The 19,825-nt window shown below is 64.1% G+C and carries 17 protein-coding genes; 14 read left to right on the top strand and 3 right to left on the bottom strand.

The window, feature by feature from the left end; translation table 11 throughout:
* The 4 genes from N826_RS27420 to N826_RS27405 form a co-directional block, all read left to right on the top strand.
* Positions 1–2,192: VCBS domain-containing protein (locus N826_RS27420; RefSeq protein ID WP_044434018.1), on the top strand; the 2,192-nt coding region annotated here is incomplete at its 5' end.
* 340 nt (positions 2,193–2,532) lie between these two features.
* A complete protein-coding gene (locus tag N826_RS27415; RefSeq protein ID WP_052832150.1) occupies positions 2,533–4,305 on the top strand; it encodes a TolC family protein in 1,773 nt (590 codons plus the stop codon).
* 4 nt (positions 4,306–4,309) lie between these two features.
* Positions 4,310–5,077 carry an efflux RND transporter periplasmic adaptor subunit gene (locus N826_RS27410; protein ID WP_052832148.1) on the top strand — a complete coding sequence of 256 codons (768 nt, stop codon included), beginning with the start codon at positions 4,310–4,312 and terminating at the stop codon, positions 5,075–5,077.
* 43 nt (positions 5,078–5,120) lie between these two features.
* Positions 5,121–5,348 carry a sulfurtransferase TusA family protein gene (locus N826_RS27405; protein WP_044434016.1) on the top strand — a complete coding sequence of 76 codons (228 nt, stop codon included), beginning with the start codon at positions 5,121–5,123 and terminating at the stop codon, positions 5,346–5,348.
* Here the strand turns inward: N826_RS27405 and N826_RS27400 are convergent.
* The 3 genes from N826_RS27400 to N826_RS27390 are packed head-to-tail and all read right to left on the bottom strand — an operon-like array spanning position 5,321 to position 9,309.
* On the bottom strand, positions 5,321–6,280 hold the full coding sequence (locus tag N826_RS27400; RefSeq protein ID WP_147040183.1) for a lysylphosphatidylglycerol synthase transmembrane domain-containing protein: 960 nt from the start codon (positions 6,278–6,280) through the stop codon (positions 5,321–5,323). The genes N826_RS27405 and N826_RS27400 overlap by 28 nt on opposite strands.
* Positions 6,281–6,299: 19 nt before the next feature.
* Complete coding sequence (locus tag N826_RS27395; RefSeq protein ID WP_052832146.1) at positions 6,300–7,091, bottom strand: endonuclease/exonuclease/phosphatase family protein; 792 nt, start codon at positions 7,089–7,091, stop codon at positions 6,300–6,302.
* Between the two features lie 7 nt (positions 7,092–7,098).
* Positions 7,099–9,309 carry a VTT domain-containing protein gene (locus tag N826_RS27390; protein WP_044434012.1) on the bottom strand — a complete coding sequence of 737 codons (2,211 nt, stop codon included), beginning with the start codon at positions 9,307–9,309 and terminating at the stop codon, positions 7,099–7,101.
* Positions 9,310–9,570: 261 nt separating this feature from the next.
* Here N826_RS27390 and N826_RS27385 point away from each other — a divergent pair, with 261 nt between their 5' ends.
* From N826_RS27385 to N826_RS27340, 10 genes are all read left to right on the top strand, one after another.
* Positions 9,571–11,166: a peptide ABC transporter substrate-binding protein gene (locus tag N826_RS27385; protein ID WP_044434054.1), complete on the top strand. Its 1,596-nt coding sequence runs from the start codon at positions 9,571–9,573 to the stop codon at positions 11,164–11,166.
* A gap of 96 nt (positions 11,167–11,262) precedes the next feature.
* A complete protein-coding gene (gene oppB / locus N826_RS27380; protein WP_044434010.1) occupies positions 11,263–12,180 on the top strand; it encodes an oligopeptide ABC transporter permease OppB in 918 nt (305 codons plus the stop codon).
* Positions 12,181–12,198: 18 nt separating this feature from the next.
* Entirely contained in the window at positions 12,199–13,098 is a 900-nt protein-coding gene (locus N826_RS27375; RefSeq protein ID WP_044434052.1) for an ABC transporter permease subunit, read from the top strand.
* Between the two features lie 4 nt (positions 13,099–13,102).
* Positions 13,103–14,086, top strand: coding sequence for an ABC transporter ATP-binding protein (locus N826_RS27370; protein WP_308518129.1), 984 nt, complete (start codon positions 13,103–13,105; stop codon positions 14,084–14,086).
* Positions 14,087–14,106: 20 nt separating this feature from the next.
* On the top strand, positions 14,107–15,093 hold the full coding sequence (locus N826_RS27365; protein WP_044434007.1) for an ABC transporter ATP-binding protein: 987 nt from the start codon (positions 14,107–14,109) through the stop codon (positions 15,091–15,093).
* 303 nt (positions 15,094–15,396) lie between these two features.
* On the top strand, positions 15,397–16,515 hold the full coding sequence (locus N826_RS27360; protein ID WP_169789423.1) for a two-component system sensor histidine kinase NtrB: 1,119 nt from the start codon (positions 15,397–15,399) through the stop codon (positions 16,513–16,515).
* A gap of 6 nt (positions 16,516–16,521) precedes the next feature.
* Positions 16,522–16,905: a response regulator gene (locus N826_RS27355; RefSeq protein WP_044434003.1), complete on the top strand. Its 384-nt coding sequence runs from the start codon at positions 16,522–16,524 to the stop codon at positions 16,903–16,905.
* A gap of 11 nt (positions 16,906–16,916) precedes the next feature.
* A complete protein-coding gene (locus N826_RS27350; RefSeq protein ID WP_044434002.1) occupies positions 16,917–18,983 on the top strand; it encodes a methyl-accepting chemotaxis protein in 2,067 nt (688 codons plus the stop codon).
* Positions 18,984–19,129: 146 nt separating this feature from the next.
* Positions 19,130–19,366 (top strand): antitoxin, encoded by a 237-nt coding sequence (locus N826_RS27345; RefSeq protein ID WP_044434000.1) that lies wholly within the window; start codon positions 19,130–19,132, stop codon positions 19,364–19,366.
* Complete coding sequence (locus N826_RS27340) at positions 19,363–19,773, top strand: type II toxin-antitoxin system VapC family toxin (protein ID WP_084721228.1); 411 nt, start codon at positions 19,363–19,365, stop codon at positions 19,771–19,773. Before N826_RS27345 ends, N826_RS27340 begins: the two co-directional genes overlap by 4 nt.
* Positions 19,774–19,825 lie beyond the last annotated feature (52 nt).

Raw genomic sequence — 19,825 nt, 5'->3', positions numbered from 1 at the left:
CCGCTAACGACGCCAACGGCAGCTCGACCCAGACCGCCGAGTCCACCCGATCGCTGATCGCCAACACCGCCCCGGTCAACTCGGCGGTCCCGACCATTTCCGGAACCGCTGCCGTCGGCGGGACCCTGTCGGCCAGCACCGGCACCTGGAGCGACACCGACAGCGATACAGTGACCTATAGTTACCAATGGTACCGCGCCACCGACGCCGCCGGCACCGGCGAGACCGCCATCACCGGGGCAACCGCCGCCACATACGCGCTGTCGTCGGCGGATGCGCATAAGTTCGTCCGCGTCGTCGTCACCGCCAACGACGCAAACGGCAGCACGACCCAGACCAGCGCCTCGGCCAGATCCGGTGTCGCCAACACGGCTCCGTCGCTGGCGTCCCCCGCCGTCCTCACCTTCGCGGATACCGCCAGGGCCGATACCTTCGCCAACCGCGCCGGCAGCCTCGCCGCGTCCGATACCGACACCGACGGACTGACCTTCGGCATCGATGGCGGCATTACCGGCGGCGCCTTCACGTCGGATGGCATCACTTACGACGTGTCCCGGACCGGCGTCTATGGGACGCTCCACGTCAACAGTGCTACCGGCGCCTTCGTCCTCGTCCCCAACGGTGTCGCCATCAATGCGACGAACGCCGCGACGGGCGAAAGCTTCACCGTCACCGCGTCGGACGGCAGGGTCACGAGCAGCACGACGCTGAGCGTCGCGGTCGCTGGGACCGTGGATGCCCCCATCGCCGCGAACGATACCGGCAGCGCCCTGGAAGCCGGCGGCATTTCCAACGGGACGGCCGGCAGCAATGCCACCGGCAACGTGCTGACCAACGACACCGATGCCGACACCGGCCTGACCCGGACGGTTGCCGGGGTGCGGCTGGGCGCGATCGAAGGAAGCGGGAATGCCGGCAGCGTCGGAACGGCCCTTGCCGGGCTGTACGGTTCCCTGACGCTGAAGGCGGATGGCACATACACCTATGCCGTGAACAACGACAATGCAGCCGTCAATGCCCTCGGCGCCGACGCCAGCTTGTCCGAGAGCTTCAACTATACCGTCTCGAACGGGGCTCTGACCGATACCGCCGTGCTGACGGTCACGATCAAGGGCGCTGAGGATACGGTGGCGGCACCGCCGCCGCCGCCGGTTACGCCCACGACGCCAACCCCCACCGCGCCCACGACAACCGATGTGACGCCGACGACCCCGACCGCGCCGATCATCCTGCCGCTCTTCACGCCGACCAGCTCAACGAACATCTTGACTTCGACTTCGTCGAATCCAGTTTCGAGCTTCTCTTCGAATTCGTTGAACTCGAATTCGTCCTTGGGTTCGAGTTCATCTTCGAGCTCGAATTCGTCCCTGGGTTCAAATTCATCTTCGAACTCGAACTCGAACTCGCCTTCGACACCGGCAAGCCCCGATATCATTACGCCGACGCTCACCACGACGGCACCCCAGGTTTCGACAACCCCATCCGGCAACACGGCGTCAAGCAACAGCTCGTCGCTCAACTCGATCAGCCTACCGGCCAGTCAATCGTCTCTGATCAGCGTCGGCCCGTCGACCGCCGGCAGCAGTAACGGAGCAGGCGCCGGCATCGGCAGCGCGACTGGGACCGGCCTCTCTTCGGAGGGCGGCGCCATCAGCACGGGCCTCACCGTCCGCTCGGAAGTAGCGTCCCAGCAGGTCGGCGGCACCTCGGGAGACAGCTTCAAGATCCCGTCCGGGGTCTTCGGACACACCGACCCCAATGCCGTCGTGACCATCCAGGCGACCCTGGAAGACGGCTCGCCCTTGCCGTCCTGGCTGAAATTCGATGCCGGCACCGGTACCTTCAGCGGCAAGCCGCCGGAAGGTGAAAAGCAGGACCTCCAGATCAAGGTGACGGCCCGCGACAACGCCGGATCGGAGGCCACGGTCAACTTCAAGCTGGACGTCAATGAAAACGGCGATCAGCCGGCCGGCGAAGGTCAGGATGGGCAAAACAACGCCGGGCAGCAGAGAACCGATGCCGGCCGTCCTGCCGACCGGCAGACCGCCCAAGCTCCGCTTCTGGGCAGGCCGTCGCTGACGGCGCAGCTCAAGGCGGCAAGCGGACAGAACGGCTTCATGGCCGAAGGACTAGCCTTGCTCGAAAGTCTGCTGAAGGCGGCAGGCATCGACGAAACCGACAAGGCGGCCTGAGACCTCGCCTAACGGGGGGGGATCGATCCGGTCGAACGGATCGGTGTCCCCCGGTTCCCGGTGTTTCCCGGCGTTTCCAACATTGTCACAGTGTTGCGAACACAACACATAATGACATTTCATGACAATTTTTAACGTTATTCCGCTGAACGGATTTCATACCGGATGGACGATACTCCCTAAGTTGAGTATATATTTCTTAAGGTGTAATGCCTAAGATTATTCAGGCCGGGGATAACGGCTTTATGGGGATACTATGCACGACGTCATTACGATGAAAAAGGCAGCGCGTCTTCAGCCTGGCAAGAAGCATTTACGACATGCGGCATTGGCCTTCGTAATGATCTCGGCAGCTGGCTGTGCCCTGACCCCCGAATCCATCACGCCGGAAGAGCGGGCGGTGCTGATCTCCGCTGATCGCAAGCACCTGTTCGAAAACCAGGAACCGGTAACCGGCCCGATCTCCCTGGAAGAGGCGATCGCCCGCGCCATCAAGTACAATTACGACTTCCGTCTGACCGCGATGGATCAGGCGCTGCAAAACCGGCAGCTCGACCTGACCCGTTACGACATGCTGCCCAAGCTGGCGGCATCGGCCGGCGGCACCGCCCGGTCGAACGAGAACCTGACCGTCAGCGAGAACACGCGGACCGGAGTCCGGTCCACCGATCCCTCGGTCAGCCAGGACCAGGAACGCGCCACCGCTGACCTGACCATGTCATGGAACGTGCTGGATTTCGGCGTCAGCTATTATCAGGCGCGCCAGCAGGCCGACCGCACCCTGGTCGCCGACGAGCGCCGCCGCCGGGTGCTCCACTCCGTGGCCCAGCAGGTGCGCTCCGCCTACTGGCAGGCGGTCTCCGGGGAACGTATCCAGGCGGCCATCGCCCCCGTGCTGGAGGAAGCGCGCAGCGCGCTGGCCGACGCCCGCGCGGTCGAGCAGCAGCGCCTGCGGCCGCCGTTGGAAGTCCTGCGCTACCAGAAGGCCGTGATCGAGATCATGCGCCAGCTCGAATCGGTCGAGCAGGACCTTGCCATCGCCAAGGCGCAGCTTCGTGCTTTGATGAACCTTCAGCCCGGACAGCCCTTCACGCTGGCGCTGCCTCAAGGGTTCAAGCGCGATGTGCCACCGGTCAAGCTGACGCTCGAGGAGATGGAGTCGGCGGCGCTGACCAACCGGCCGGAACTGCGGGAAGAGCAGTACCAGCAACGGATCAGCTCGGCGGAAGTGCGGAAGGCGATCCTGCGCCTGCTGCCCGGCCTGACCTTTACCGGCAGCGGCAACTACGACAGCAACTCCTACGTACAGAACAACTTCTGGGCGGAAGCGGGATTGCGGGTAAGCTGGAACCTGCTGACGCTGCTGTCGGGACCGGCATCGATCGCGGCCGCCGAAGCCCAGCAGGAACTCGGCGAAACCCGCCGTCTGGCGCTCAGCATGGCGACTTTGACCCAGGTCCATGTCGGCTATCAGCAATACCAGCGGGCACGCCGCAACTTCGAGCAGGCCGACCTGCTCAACTCGATCGAGCAGCGCATCTTCGACAACACCAGGAACGCCGAGGCCGGCGAGGCCCAGAACGTGCTGGAGCGGGTCCGTGCCGCCGCTTCGGCCATTTCGTCGGAGCTGTCGCGCGACCGCGCCTATGCGGACGTGCAGGCGGCCACGGCCAACCTGATGGTCTCGCTCGGTCTGGACCCGCTGCCGGCCGAGGTGCAGGGCCACGACATCAAGGCGCTGTCTGCGGCTTTCGGGGAGATGAACGCGAACTGGCAGTCAGGCCAGTGGATGCCTCCGGCGCCGGTTCCGGTAGCGGTAGCGGCACCGGCTCCCGCACCGGCGGCCCCTGTCGTTCTGGCACCGGCACCAGCCGCTGCGCCGATCGCGGTCGAACCCGTCGAAACCGTCACGTCCGTCGAAACGGTCACGCCCGTCGCCAAGGCCGAACCGGTCCAGACGGAAGCACCCGCCGCCAAGGTCGAACCCGTTGAAATCGTGACTCCCGCTGCCGGGATAGTTCCCGTCTCGATGGAACAGGCTCAGCCCGCCCTCGTCCCGACCAGCCGCAAGAGCAATCCGAACCGCAAGCCCCTCATCTCCAACTTCAGGTAACACTGTGCGCAAGGTCAGGTGGTTCGCCTATCCGCTTGCCGCCGCCCTGCTGACGGCGGCAGTTCCAGCACCGGCCCAGATGTCCGATCCATCGGGCCTGGGGTCCGGCGTGCCGGAGATCCGGGCTCAGATCAGCCCGCGCCGGAGCACGATGCTGGCGTCGGAGCTGCCGGGGAAGATTGACGATCTGACCATGCGCGAGGGCGATCGCTTCAAGGAAGGCCAGAAGCTGGTCGGCTTCGACTGTGCCCCCCACCGCGCCCGCCTCAACAAGGCGACGGCCCAGCAGCAGGCTGCCCGCAAGGCCTACGAGGTCAATTCCCGCCTCGACAAGCTGGGGTCCGTCAGCACCCTGGAACTGGAAGCGGCCGCCGCCCAGCTCAGCGCCGCCGAGGCAGAGACCGCCATGACGCGCATCATGGTGGAGCGCTGCGTGGTCACCGCCCCCTTCCCCGGCCGGGTCGCGGAAATGAAGGTCCGGCGCTACGAATATGTCAGCGAAGGCAAGGAGTTGCTGGAGATCCTGGACGACCACGACCTGGAGGTCGAGATGATCGTTCCGTCTCGCTGGCTGGTCTGGCTGACGCCCGGCAACAAGTTCAAGGTGCTGATCGAGGAAACCGGCAAGACCTTCGACGCGGAGGTGACGCGCCTGTCCGCCCGGATCGATCCGGTCAGCCAGTCGATCAAGGTCTTCGGCAAGGTCGCGAGCCGTCCAGGCGAGTTGTTGGCAGGCATGAGCGGCCGGGCCGTGTTCGCGGTGCCGAACTAGGCTACACTCCCCTTCGAACACAGATCGCGTAAGAGGGAAATCCATGGCACGGGAACTGGACGTTCGGGGCTTGCATTGTCCGCTCCCGATCCTGCGCACCCGCCGTCAGCTCGACCACATGGCGGAAGGCGAGGAACTGATCGTGCTGGTCACCGATCCGGCCTCGGTGATCGACTTCAGGCACTTCTGCAACACCACGGCGCACGAACTGGTGGAGCATACCCAGGCCGAAGGCGTCTTCACCTACCGGATCCGGCGCGGCGCCGCCTGACCGGGTCCCGGTTCCGGGAACGCAAGCACCAGCCCGCCAGGCAGGCTGACCAGCAGGAGCAGCAGGCCCAGCAGGACCGACATCAGCAAGGCGCCGTCCATCGGCACGCCGACCAACGCGAAGACGGCGACGACGGCGCCTTCCCGCAACCCCCAGCCGGCGATCGACAGCGGCATCCCGGCCACCAGCACGATCGGCGGCATTAGGACGAGGCAGTCGACCAGCCCGACCGGTAACCCCAGGCTGCCGGCGATCAGCCACATGGTCGCCCCCGCCAGCAGGTGGACCATGACCGAGACGCCTACGATGGGGATGGCGGTGACCGGACGGCTCAGCAGCCCGCGCACCGCCCGGCCGAACTCGGCCACTCCGCTCAGCCTGCCGGAAGCCCAGCGCCCCGACAGCCGGTCCGCCGACAGCGCCAGCGCCAGCAAGGCGGCCCCCAATCCCAGGCCCGCCGCCACGCTCCACCGCATCGCCGGGTCCGGCATGCGGGCCAGCAGCAGCGGCGCCGTCACCAGCACGACCAGCACCAGCCCGATCATCGCCGTCGTCCGGTCGATCAGGACGCCGCGCACGCCGGTCCCGATGCCGAAGCCAAGGCTCCGGATCTTCAGGACCCGCCACGCGTCGCCCGCGATGGAGGTCGGCAGCGCCTGCCCCAGGAAGAACGCCGCCAGGTTGATCCTCAGCGCCCGCATCGTCCCGATGGAGGCGTCCAGGCCCGCCATGATGACGGCCCAGCGCCACGAGATCAGGACGACCTGCACGACGGTCAGCGCGAAGGCGGCGGCCAGCCAGCGCGGATCGATCGCCGCCGCGCGTGCCATCAGGGCCGAGGCGTCGGTCTGGCTCAGCAGCAGCCAGAGCAGCGCTCCCGACAGGGCGAAGCGCGCGGCGGTCATGCCTAAGCGGCGGATTCGGTCGGTCAAGATACGGCCACCGACTCCGTCAGTTCTTCAAGGCAACGGTCGCGCGGACCGGCAGATGGTCCGACGCCCGCTTGGTCAGGACCGTCTTGACGACGTCGTAGTTCGACAGCACCAGCCCTTCCGACACGAAGATGCGGTCCAGCCGCAAGGTGGGCATCCGGACATGAAAGCTGCGAGGGGCGGCGCAGTCGGCGAAGCTGTGCATCAGCCGCTTGATCCGGGGCGACCGGGGCCGCCACTCGTTCAGGTCGCCCATGAAGACGGTCGGCCGCTCGGGGCCGCGCTCTATGGTGTGAAGGACGCGGGTGATCTGGGCGTTGCGCTCCCACGGGTCGAGCCCGAGATGGGCCACGATCACTCGGACCACCTTGTCGCCGACCTGGATATCGGCGTCGATGGCGCCGCGCGGTTCGCGGTGGGGCAGCGACAAGTCCATCGGACGGACCTCCAGCACCGGCAGCCGGCTCAGCAGCGCATTGCCGTAATGGGCGCGCTCATGGTGCTTGGTCGGGCCGGGCCAGGCCTTCATGCCGGTCTCGCGCGACAGGTACTCGAACTGGTCCAGGCCGACCTCGCCCCTGTGGTGCCACCCGACCTCCTGAAGCCCGACCACATCGGCCTCCAACGCCTTGACGACGGCGGCGATTCGGCTGGGCGCGAACTTGGCGTCGATGCCGACGCAGCTATGGACGTTGTAGGTCGCGATCCGAAAGGAACTCAGCCCGGCCGGCGCTTCGCCCGGCCGCTCGTCGCGTACGTCGACGCCCTCGGCGTCAGACTCGGTATCAGTGTTGTCTGGCAAATCAGCCACGCTATCCTTACCCCGCTCTTGCCGTTGCTTTATCAGTCCCGCCGGCCTTGCGGCCGAGCAGCTTGTTGGCGACCCAGCCCAGGCTGGCGGCTACCACCGCGATCCCGACCGCGATCGCGATGCTGGCGGCCGACGGCTCCCTTAGCGTCCGCTCCAGCTGGCTGCCCAGCAGGCTGAAGGCCAGCGTACCGGGCGCCATGCCCAACGCCGTCCCGATCATGTAGTCAGTGAACCGCAGATGGGACGCGCCCGCCACCACATTCACCACGCTGAAGGGTGCTGCGGGTATGACGCGGATCACCGCGACCGCCAGAATACCCTGATCCGACAGCTTCCGGCTTACCTTGTTGACGAACCGCCCGCCAAACCGCCTGACCCATCGCTGACCGCCCAACCGCCCGACCCAGAACAGCGCCGCCGCACTGGCAAGGCAGCCGGCCAGCGCCGTGGGGAACCCCAGCAGCGGCCCGAACGCGATGGCCGTAGCCGCGATCAGCACCATGACCGGGAACATGACGAACCCGCCGGCGACATAGACCGCTACCGCGACCAGAGGCCCCAGCGGCATCGCCGCCAAGCTCTGCGCCCAGTCCAGGATGCCGTCCACCGTCGCCAGTTCGCTGAGATCGGTGAAGCGCCACAGGGCGGCAAGCCCCACCAGCAGAAGCGCCACCAGCGCCACCACCATGCCGAACTTCAGCTTGGGCGTTGGTTTTTCAAGATCGGGCATGATCTGGCGGGTCAGTTCCTCGGCGGTAATCGGGCGTTCGGGATCGAACAGATGGGTCTCGGCGATGAAAGTATCGACACCGTCAACTTCGTTAACCCTGACAGGTTCCAGCCGGCGACGCTCGGGATCGTGGAAATGCTCGATCGTCCGGATCATCGAACCGGTCTCCGCCAGCTTGGCGGCGACCTGCTCGGGCGGCAGGCCCAGGTGCTCGGCCAGCAGCCCGTCGCGGTAGCGGACGATGGCGGCACGCCGGGCTTCCTCGTCCGGCGCGCCCGCGACGACCTCCACCGCGAGGTCGCATTCCGTGTCGAAGCCCATCGACCGGTTGTTGAGGTTGCTGGAGCCGATCCGGACCAGCCGGTCGTCGATCACCACCGTCTTGGAATGGATCGTGACCGGAACGCCGGTCGGGGTGACCGCTCCGTAGATCCCGAACTTGCCGTGGGTATCGGCGTTCCGCAGGCGGTTGACCAGATGCCGGCGCGCCCGGCCCATCAGTTCCTCCTCCAGCCAGCCGGGACAGTTCTTCGGGGTCACCACGACGATCTCCGGGCCGTCCGGGTCGCCCAGCCGGGCCAAAAGGGCCTGACCAACGCATTCCGCCGTGAAATACTGGCTCTCGATGTAGATGCTGTGCCGGGCCGCCGCGATCGAGGCGGTGTAGAGGGCTTCCACCTCCAGCACTTCGGCCTGCTCGTTGTGGCGGGGAAAGGTCCGCGCGATGCCGACCTCGACGTTCTCGAAGTCAGCGGCGAGGTGGTCGGGCCAAGGGTCCGACGGGCTGGTGACCGGCGGAATCGGCGCTTCGCCGGTGCCGCGCCGCCAGCGGTAGCGCGCCAGTTCTCCCAGGGCGGCGGCGGCCGGGCCGTCCACCGCCATCATCATGTCGTGGAACGGATCGTAAAGGTCGCCGTTGGGCCGCCGCCGGCGGGTGTCGTGGTCGATATGGTCGCGCGTATCCCAGCGGTTAGCCGTGATGTCGATGCCGCCGCAGAACGCCAGCGCATCGTCGATCACCACCAGCTTCTGGTGATGGCAGGCGCCGGCCGGATGTTCCCCATCGACGCGGAAGGTGACGCGCGGATCGGTGATCATGTCCATCAGCGCGGTCGGGAAGATCTCCCGCTCCAGCGCGAAGATCATCGAGAAGTCCCATTTCAGGACGTGGATCTCTAGTTGAGCATTATCGGCCACCAGCCGTTCCAGGAAGTCGCCGAGCCGGTTGGGAAATTTCGGGTCCAGCGGGTCCTTTTCCAGCTCGACGCGGGTGTCGAAATCCCAGCCGAGCAGGATGATCGACCGCTTGGCCTTCCGCATCGCCGCCTTGACGGCGGCGTAGTAGTCGGCGGCGTCCACGATCAAGGCCACGCGATCGGCACGCTCCAGCCGCCAGCAGGTCGTGCCGGGCACCAGCAGGGGTGAACCAGGATCGGTGTCGTGAAAGAGGTGCTGGGTCGGGCAGTTCGGCTCGGGCGGAGGCTGCATGGGCGTCTGGCTTAGGGGTTGGGAAACTGCACAGTGAGGCTGCACGGCGAGGCATGCACCGCACTAACGTATGAAATGACTGAATAACCCCAAACAGGCTCGAATCGTCCAAGATGCGGGTCGCCGCAAAAGATAGTTGCTAATTCACAAGCAGATGACCGGTCTGATTGAAAATCCATTGCCGCCACGGATTACGCTGCCTTACGTTAAGGTTAACAAGGGCGGCACTGACCGGACCCAATGAACATGGAGCTTCACGACATGCGGAATTTTCGCAAATTCCTGACATGTGCCGGGCTTGCCTTGGCGCTGACTTTACCTGCGGCCGCTTCTCTTCGGGCGGAGATAGTGTTGAAGCGCGGCAACGGCGCGGAACCTGAGTCGCTGGATCCGGCCATTTCGACCGGCGTGCCCGAATCCTTCATCCAGATCGACATCTTCGAAGGACTGGTCCATCCTGGCCCCGACGGCACGCTTCGTCCCGGCGTCGCGGAAAGCTGGCAGGTCAGTGACGACGGCCTGACCTATACCTTCAAGCTGCGTCCGGACGCCGTGTGGTCGGACGGTTCGCCGCTGACGGCCAAGGACTTCATCTATTCATGGGCAAGGATGGTCGATCCGGCGACGGCATCCAACTACGCCTTCATCCTGTGGCCGATCCGGAATGCCGAGCAGATCACCAAGGGCGAGATGCCCAAGGACCGGCTTGCGGCGGAAGCGGTCGACGACCACACGCTGAAGGTGACGCTGCGGGCGCCCACGGCCTATTTCCTCCAGATGCTGATGCATCACTCGGCCTATCCAGTGCCCCGGCAGGCGATCGAAAAGTTCGGGCCGGAATGGACGCGGCCGGGAAACATCGTCACCAACGGCGCCTACACGATCCAGGAATGGGTGCCGCAGGGCCATATCAAGGCGGTCAAGAACCCCAGGTTCCGTGATGCCGCCAGCGTCCAGATCGACATTGTCTATTACTATCCGGTCGAGGAATACGGCACCGAGCTGAAGCAGTTCCGGGCCGGCGAGTTGCACACCACCTACGACGTGCCGCAGGAGCAGATCCCCTGGCTCGAGCAGAACATGGCCGACCAGTTCCGCAACTCGCCCTATTTCGGCACCTACTACTACGGCATCAACGTCACGCGTGAGCCGTTCAAGAGCAATCCCAAGCTTCGGCACGCGCTGGCGATGGCGCTGGACCGCGACATCCTGATCAAGCAGATCACCAAGGGCGGCGAGTTTCCGGCCTATGGCTGGGTCCCGCCCGGCGTGCCGGGCTACGAGCAGCAGCAGGTATCCTGGGCCGGGACCGACCAGAAGACCCGCGTAGCGGATGCCAAGAAGATCCTGGCCGATGCCGGCTTCGACAAGAGCAACCCGCTGAAGGTCGAATTGCTATACAACACCAACGACAACCACAAGAAGATCGCGATCGCCATCGCCGGGATGTGGAAGCAGTTCCTCGGCGTCGAGACCTCGCTCCGGAACGAGGAGTGGAAGGTCTACCTGGAAAGCCGCAACAAGAAGCAGTTCGAAGTTATGCGCGCCGCCTGGATCGGCGACTACGTAGACCCTTATAGCTTCCTTGAACTGCTGCGAGGCGACATCGGCGAGCAGAATCCGGCGGGCTACAGCAACAAGGATTACGATCAGGCAGCCGACAAGGCCGCCAACGAGAAGGACCCCGCCGCCCGCTTCAAGCTGCTGGCCGAGGCGGAAAAGACCCTGCTGGCCGACATGCCGATCATCCCGATCTACTTCTACACCCAGCAGCACATGGTTTCCGACAGCGTCAAGGGCTGGCAGGACAACCTGATGGACTGGCACCCGACACGGTACCTGCGCGTCGAGAAGTAAATTCGGTGTTGGGCCACGGCCCAACCTACAAGTTCCGCTTAACGGTAGGTTGGGCCGTGGCCCAACAACCCCGTCGCTCCTGAAGGTCCATCCACCGTGCTGACCTATGCCGCGCGCCGGTTACTCGGCGCCATCCCGACGCTGCTGGTCATCCTGACCATCACCTTCTTCCTGATCCGGCTGGCGCCGGGCGGGCCGTTCGACGGGGAGCGGACCCTGCCGGCGGAGATCGAGCGCAATCTGGCCGCCGCGTACCATCTGGACGAGCCGTTGCCGCTGCAATACGTCCGTTATCTGGGGCAGGTGCTCCAGGGCGACTTCGGACCATCGTTCAAGTACAAGGACTTTTCGGTCACCCAACTGATCTGGAGCGGTTTTCCGGTGTCGCTCCAGCTCGGCGGCACCGCCATGCTGCTGGCGGTGGTGATCGGGACGGCGCTGGGCGCCTTCGCGGCGCTGCGCCAGAACTCCGGCTTGGACTATGGCGTGATGGGTGCGGCGATGGTCGGGATCGCCGTGCCCAACTTCGTCATAGCGCCGCTGCTTACGCTGGTGCTGGGCGTGCATCTGGGATGGCTGCCGACGGGCGGCTGGGGAAGCTGGCAGCAGATGCTGCTGCCCGTCCTGGCGCTGGCGCTGCCGCAGATCGCGTATATCGCCCGCATGACCCGCGCCAGCATGATCGAGCTGCTGCGCTCCAACTTCATCCGGACCGCCAGAGCCAAGGGCCTGCCGGAACGGGTGACGATCTTCCGCCATGCGCTGAAGGGGGCCTTGCTGCCGGTGGTCTCGTATCTGGGACCGGCGACGGCGGCGGTCATCACCGGTTCGGTCGTTATCGAGCAGATCTTCGGCATTCCCGGCATCGGCCGCTACTTCGTCCAGGGCGCGCTTAACCGGGACTATACGCTGGTGATGGGGGTCGTGATCTTCTACGGCGTCCTGATCATCGTCTTCAACCTGCTGGTCGATCTCGCCTATGGGCTGCTCGATCCACGCGTCCGCTATGATTAAGGCCGACCCGTCATGGTCATGAACGATCCCTCCTTGGCAGGGCCGGGCGCCGTCAGGCCGATGACCGTCCGGGGCCGCAGCCTGTGGGGCGACGCCGGCCGGCGCTTGCTGCGCAACAAGGCTGCCGTCGCCGCCGTCATAATCCTGCTGCTTGTGGTACTGGCCTGTTTCGTCGGGCCGCTGCTGGTCCCATACGAACTGGACGAAATCTTCTGGGACGCCATCATGACGCCGCCGGACTGGGCGGGCGGCCATTTGTTCGGCACCGACGCCAACGGGCGCGACCTGCTGGTCCGGACACTCAACGGTGGGCAGATCTCGCTGATGGTCGGCCTTGTCGCCACGGCGGTCAGCCTGACGATCGGCGTGCTGTACGGGGCGACGGCGGGATATCTCGGCGGCCGGGCGGACAGCGTCATGATGCGTCTGGTCGACGTGCTCTATTCGCTGCCGTTCATGTTCTTCGTGATCCTGCTGATGGTGTTCTTCGGCCGCAACATCGTCCTGATCTTCGTCGCGATCGGGGCGGTGGAATGGCTGGACATGGCCCGCATCGTCCGGGGCCAGACGCTGAGCATCAAGCGGAAGGAGTTTATCGAGGCGGCGCGGGCGGGCGGCGTCCGTCCCGTCTCGATCATCCGGCGCCACATCATCCCCAATACGCTGGGTCCGGTCGTCGTCTACATGACGCTGACGGTGCCCAAGGTGATCCTGCTGGAAAGCTTCCTGAGCTTCCTGGGACTTGGCGTCCAGGAGCCGATGACGAGTTGGGGCGTCCTTATCAGCGAGGGCGCCGCCAACATGGAATCGTCGTGGTGGATGCTGGTCTTCCCGGCGGGATTCCTGGCCGTGACACTGTTCTCGCTCAACTTCATCGGCGACGGCATCCGCGATGCGCTCGACCCGAAGGACCGCTGACGCCATGGCTATGACTTCGGCTCCTCTGCTATCCGTACGCAACCTGACGACCGGCTTTGCGACACCCGACGGCGAGGTGCGCGCCGTCAACGATATCAGCTTCGATATCATGCCCGGCGAGACTGTCGGCGTGGTCGGGGAATCCGGCTCCGGCAAGAGCCAGCTCTTCATGTCGATCATGGGCCTGCTGGCCGGCAACGGGCGCGCCACCGGCAGCGTCCTGTATCGCGGCAAGGAAATCCTGGGACTGGCGGCTCCCGCCCTCAACCGCATCCGGGGCGAGAAGATCTCCATGATCTTCCAGGACCCGATGACCTCGCTGAACCCGTACCTGAAGGTCAGCACCCAGATGGTCGAGGTGCTGCGGCTGCACAAGGGCATGGATCGTGGAGCCGCCCGCCGCCGGGCGGTCGAGATGCTGGACCTCGTCCGCATCCCGGAAGCGTCGCGCCGCCTTGACATGTATCCGCACGAGTTCAGCGGAGGCATGCGCCAGCGCGTCATGATCGCGATGGCCCTGCTGTGCCGTCCCGACCTGCTGATCGCGGACGAGCCGACAACCGCCCTGGACGTCACGGTCCAGGCGGCGATCCTCGACCTAATGGGCGATCTGAAGCGGGAGTTCAACACTTCCATCGTCCTGATCACCCACGATCTCGGCGTGATCGCCGGGCTGGCCGACCGGGTGATGGTGATGTATGGCGGCCGGGTGATCGAAACAGGCGAGGTACGGGATATCTTCTACCGGCCCGGCCATCCCTATACCCAGGCCTTGCTGAACAGCATGCCGCGCATCGATTCCGACACGATGGAAGACCTGCCGACGATCCCCGGCCAGCCGCCCAACCTCCAGCACCTGCCGCCGGGATGCAGCTTCCATGATCGCTGCGTCAAGCGCTTCGACCGCTGCGTCGCCGAGATCCCAGCCCTGATCCCGCTGCCCGGAGCAGCACGCTCCGCCGCCTGCCACCTGTGTCAGCCCTCGTGAAGCCGATACGTGAAATCGATATGACCTCCAATCCCGCTCCCCTCCTGTCGGTACGCGACATCAGCGTCACCTTCCCGATCCCGCGCGGCATGTTCCGGGGGACCGACAGGCTTCGCGCCGTCGATGGCGTCAGCTTCGACCTGTTTCCAGGCGAAACGCTGGGGATCGTCGGCGAGTCGGGCTGCGGCAAGTCCACGCTGGGCCGCGCCGTCCTGAAACTGATCGAGCCTTCCGGCGGTACGGTAGCGTGGCTGGGACAGGATCTGGCCGGATTGCCGGAATCCCGCATGCGCCCCCACCGCCGCGACATGCAGGTGATCTTCCAGGACCCACTGGCCTCGCTCGACCCGCGCATGACCGTGGGCGACATCATCGGCGAGCCGCTGCATACTTTCCACCCGGAGCTGAAGCGGGACGCACGCCGCGCCCGCATCCAGGAGATGATGGCGAAGGTCGGGCTGCTGCCCGAGATGATCAACCGCTACCCGCACGAATTCAGTGGCGGACAGGCCCAGCGGATCGGCATCGCCCGCGCGATGATCCTGAACCCGAAGCTGATCGTCTGCGACGAGCCGGTCTCGGCCCTGGACGTGTCGATCCAGGCGCAGATCGTCAACCTGTTGATGCGGTTGCAGCGGGAATTCCACCTCTCGCTGATCTTCATCAGCCACGACCTCAGCGTCGTGCGCCACATCAGTCACCGCATCATGGTGCTTTACCTGGGCAAGCAGGCGGAGATGGCCGACCGCGACACGCTCTACCGTGACCCGCGCCATCCTTATACGAAAGCTTTGATATCGGCGGTCCCGATCCCGGACCCTGACCGCGAGCGGACCAAGCGGCGGATCGTCCTGACCGGCGACCTGCCGTCCCCCCTGTCGCCGCCGAGCGGCTGCTATTTCCGTACCCGCTGCCCGCGCGCGGAAGCGGTCTGCGCCGAAGTGACGCCGGGCTTCGACCCGGTGGCACCGGGGCACTTCGCAGCGTGCCACTTCCGGAACGAGTAAATGCAACCTCTTATCGAAATGCATTCTGCACTCGCCGATGCAGAATGCATTTCTGTTTGGCGCCTTTTAAAGTAAACAAATAGTTTACTGCCTTTCCGAACATCAAGGCGTTCCCTTAATTTCGAAAGACAGACTTCATTTTATTACCAATTGTCTATTTTCTTTATGCCTTTCGTGGAATCTCGCCTTAACAGAATCATGGCATGTTTCTTGATAAGTTGGAATTGAGGCAATTTTTTATAGAGTCGGTTGACCAGGGCAAGAACCTTCATGCCTCAGTCCGCCGAAATCGGGACACAGGCAATGCCCCTAAGTCAAACGACACTGCTCCGCTCCATGGAGGCCAGCAACGTGGCCCACACCATATCCGAGCCGGACGGTGCCATGAACATCGTCTATGCCAACAAGGCATTTTCCGACCTTACCGGCTATGGCCAGGACGAAATCATCGGCAGGAACTGTCGGATGCTGCAAGGTCCACGGACCGAGCCGAACATGATCGCCCGTATAAGGGCGGCCATCGCAAGGAGTGAAGCGACCGAAGTCAGCCTGACCAATTACCGGCGCGATGGCAGTACTTTCCTCAACCGGCTGTATCTTGCTCCGGTTCTGGACGAAGTCACCGGGCGGCCGATAGCCTTCATCGGGATACAGTCGGACGCGAGCAGGCTTCAGCGCCAGATGCGGTTCGAGCAGGAACATAACAATCTGGCCGCCCTCGGCCGCTATACCGCCCGGATAAACCACGAGATCAGGAACGCCCTGCAACCGATCAGGCTGATCGGGGACGTCCTGAAGGACTGGCAGCATCTGCGGCCCGAAGACATCGACAAGTCTCTCGCGACCTTGCGCGAAAATCTGGATTTCGCCCTCGACCTGACTTCCGACCTGATCCGCATGGCACGCGGACCGTCGGTGAAGCCGCCCACCGCGGCGGTAGCGCTTCTCGCCGCACAAGCCGGGCATTTCGTTCAAGGGCTTCTGCCCAATACGGTCCGTCTGGTCAACGACGTGAGCACCATCGAGGGAACCGACCTGAGCGTGGCGATCAAGCCCCGCCACCTGCTTCAAGTTCTGAGCAACTTCGTCGCCAACGCGATGGACGCAATGGACAGGTCGGGCGACCTGAAGATGCGATGGACACTGACCACGATCCCATCGGCGCAAGCGGAGGCCCTTCAACTGGCACCGGGAAATTACCTGCGCATCGATATCGAGGACAATGGCCGGGGCATGGACGAAGCCACGCAGCTGGAAATCTTCGAAGTCTTCTTCACGACCAAGGCCGATGAGGGAACCGGGCTGGGGCTGGCAATCAGCCAGTCGATCGTCCGGGAAGCCGGCGGAGTCATCACGGTGCAAAGCCGGCTCGGACACGGCAGCACTTTTTCCATCCATCTTCCCACCAGCCAAGCGGTGTAGATTAACATGGCCCACATACTTCTGATTGAGGACATGAAGGGTGTCAGTGACGCGCTGAATGTCGTACTGAGCATCGCCGGCCACACCATCGACGTGGCATTCGATGGTGAGGAAGGAATCGCGAAGATCCTTGGGCATAGCTACGATCTCGTCATCTGCGACATCGTCATGCCCCGGAAGGACGGCACTTCGGTCATCATAGAGTCGAAAGCCGCCAAGCCGCGCTTGCCGATCCTGGCCGTCTCCGGCGGGGCCGGCGGCGTTACCGCAAAGCAGGCCCTGCTGGTCGCCGCCGGCAAGGCCGACCGGACGCTGGAAAAGCCGTTCTCTCGCGAAGATCTGCTGAACGCGGTCCGCGAAACGCTCAACCCTGCGCAATCGGCCGCCTGAAAGGGATACCCATGCTCAACCTTATCCGCGGACTGAGGATCGGTCCCCGCATCTATATCCTGACGGCGATGTCCCTGGCCTTTCTCGGCATCGTCGCCGCCGTCAGTTTCACCAGCATGGTGCGGATCGGTCATGAACTGACCCAGGTTGCCGACCGAAGCCTGCCGATCAGCGACCACTTGCGGGAGATCACGATGCACCAGCTCGAGCAGGCCGTCCTGTTCGAGAAGATCCTTCATGAGGGCCAAGTCGAGGTGGTGGAGAGCCACTTCGACAAGGTGGTGGCCGAGTTCGAGAAGCTGTCCCACAGGATGGATGGTGAAATCGTCGATCTGGAAAAACTGGTTTCCGATGCCCGCGCCTCCATGGATGCCCATGAGATCGACGGCTACATGGCGCGCATCAAGTCGATCCGGGAAAAGCACGTCGCCTACGAAGAGGGCGTGAAAACCATCATCGCGAAGATCCGCCAGCAGGGCATCAGGACCGGAGCGTCCACGGTAACCGAACTGATGCTGATGGCGGAAAGTCTCGGCAAGAACGAGGACGACCTCGATCAAGCCGTCATCGAGCTGATGGAGGACGTTTCAGCGGCGACCGACCAGATGGTACGGCGCGCCCGGGACGACGAAGCCGCCGCGACAACGCTGATCGCAAGCCTGTCCGCCATCATCCTGATCCTGGCCGCCGTCCTGTCGATCCTGATAACCCGAAGCATCGTGCGGCCGGTCGGCAAGCTGACCAACGCCATGAAGGACCTCGCCGGCGGCAACCTGGAAACGGAGATCGCCGACCCCTATTTCCGCGACGAGGTCTTCGAGATGTCGGAAACCATGCAGGTCTTCAGGGCCAACATGGTCAAGGCCCGAAACCTGGAGGAGATCCAGAAGGAAGAGCGGCGGAAGCGCCAGCGCCGAAACGAGGAACTGGGCCAGCTCGTCGGCATCTTCGGAGCCAGCATCGGCGCCGTGTTCTCCCGGATCGTCTCCTCGACCACCGTCATGGTCTCCGAAGCCAACGTGATGACGAAGCAGAGCGGCGACACGCTGAGCATGGCGAACGGAGTTGCCGAGGAAGCCAACCATTCATCCGAGAGCGCCGGCACATTGGCGAGCGCGTCCGAGGAAATGCTGGTCACCTCGCAGGAAATCGGCCGGCAGATCGCCAATTCCGCGGATGTCGTCAACAAGGCGGTCGAGGCGGCGCTGAACGCGCGGTCGGAGGTCGAGCGCCTTCAGGAGACCACGGCGCAGATCGGCGAGGTCATCGATCTTATCCGGGACATCTCGCGCCAGACCAACCTCCTGGCGCTCAACGCGACCATCGAGGCGACACGCGCCGGCGAAATGGGCAAGGGCTTCGCGGTCGTCGCCGCCGAAGTGAAGCAACTGGCGACGCAGACCACCAAGGCCACCGAGGAAATCAGCGCGAAGATCACTGGCGTACGGCAGGTATCCTCGTCCTCGGCCAGTGCCATCACCCAGATCGCCGACCTGATCAACGAGACCAACACCTATATCTCGGGCATCGTATCCGCCGTTCAGGAGCAGGATGCGACCTTGCAGGAAATGGTGCGCAACATCGACTTCGTCGCCAAGAGCGCCGATACGGTGACCGGGAGCATGGAAAGGATCAAGGGACAGGCCGTCACCGTCGGCGACAGCGCCGATGGCGTCACCCGGATGGCATCGGGACTGAAGGATGAATCCACCAGCGTCAGCCGGGAGGTGGAGACTTTCCTGAGGGCGATGAGCAGCACCGATGTCGATGACGACACCTTCGCGTCCTACTCCATCGACCGCAAAGCGCAGGTCACCGCCGGGACGATCCGCTGGAACGGCAAGGCGCATGAGATCTCCGCCGCCCATGCCGTCCTCTCTCCCGAGCTATCGGTGATAGCCGGCGAAATGATCGAGATCACCATCGAGGGCATCGGTGCCCCGTTGCAGGCCCGCGTCGCCTCGACCGGCAAAGGCCGGACGACGATCCAGTTCCCCCTGGACATGGAACATCTTCAGAAGATGCGCGACCAGGTCGCCGTCATGGGACACGAGATCGCCATGCGGAAGGCGGGGTAGAAGCTGGAAGCCGGATCTTCGGGCGGAACTGAACTGATGCCGGCGGTGGGTAGAACCTGCCGCCAGTACTGGTCTGTACACACAAGTGTTTACACAAGGTGACCCTACCACCATAATGCAGCCGGCCACTACAGGAGACGCCGGTCGTGCCGATTACGAAAATCTTCAAGAACGGGAACTCGCAGGCAGTACGGATTCCTGCCGACCTGGCCTTCGATCGGAACGACATGGAAGTGGAGATCGAGCGCGTCGGTGACGAACTCCGCATACGCCCGGTTTCGCGAAAGTTGGACCGGGTTCTGGAGAAATTCGGCGCGTTCTCCGATGATTTCATGGCCGATGGCCGGGATGACAATCAGCAAGCCGAGCGGGATGGACTGTGAGGCCGAAATACCTGCTGGACACCAACATCTGCATCTACCTGATGAAAAACCAGCCGCCTTCGGTCGGCGAACGCTTCGCGCAGTGTCGTGTCGGCGAAGTCGTCATGTCGGCCGTGACCTATGCGGAACTGGACTATGGCATCGCCGTATCCGGTGAGAGAAAGACGCAGAATCAGGCAGCGTTGGATGAGTTGATCAAGGATATCCCCGTCGTGGGCTTCGATGTCGTAGCGGCACGGTCCTATCGACAGGTGCGGCTCGCCAATCGCGATCGCAAGCGTGACGCATTGGACAGGCTGATCGCCGCTCATGCAATTGGGCTGGACGTGACGCTGGTGACCAACAATGTCGGTGACTTTAGCTGCTACTCCGGTCTGCGGATAGAAAACTGGGTTGTAGCCCAGTAGGTACGCCGCCAAGATCCGATGTAGAAAGAATTGTTGCGGACACATGGTTGGC

The sequence above is a fragment of the Skermanella aerolata KACC 11604 genome (assembly GCF_000936425.1).
GTDB classification, from domain to species: Bacteria; Pseudomonadota; Alphaproteobacteria; order Azospirillales; family Azospirillaceae; genus Skermanella; species Skermanella aerolata.
This window is presented reverse-complemented; position numbering and strand designations above follow the sequence as displayed.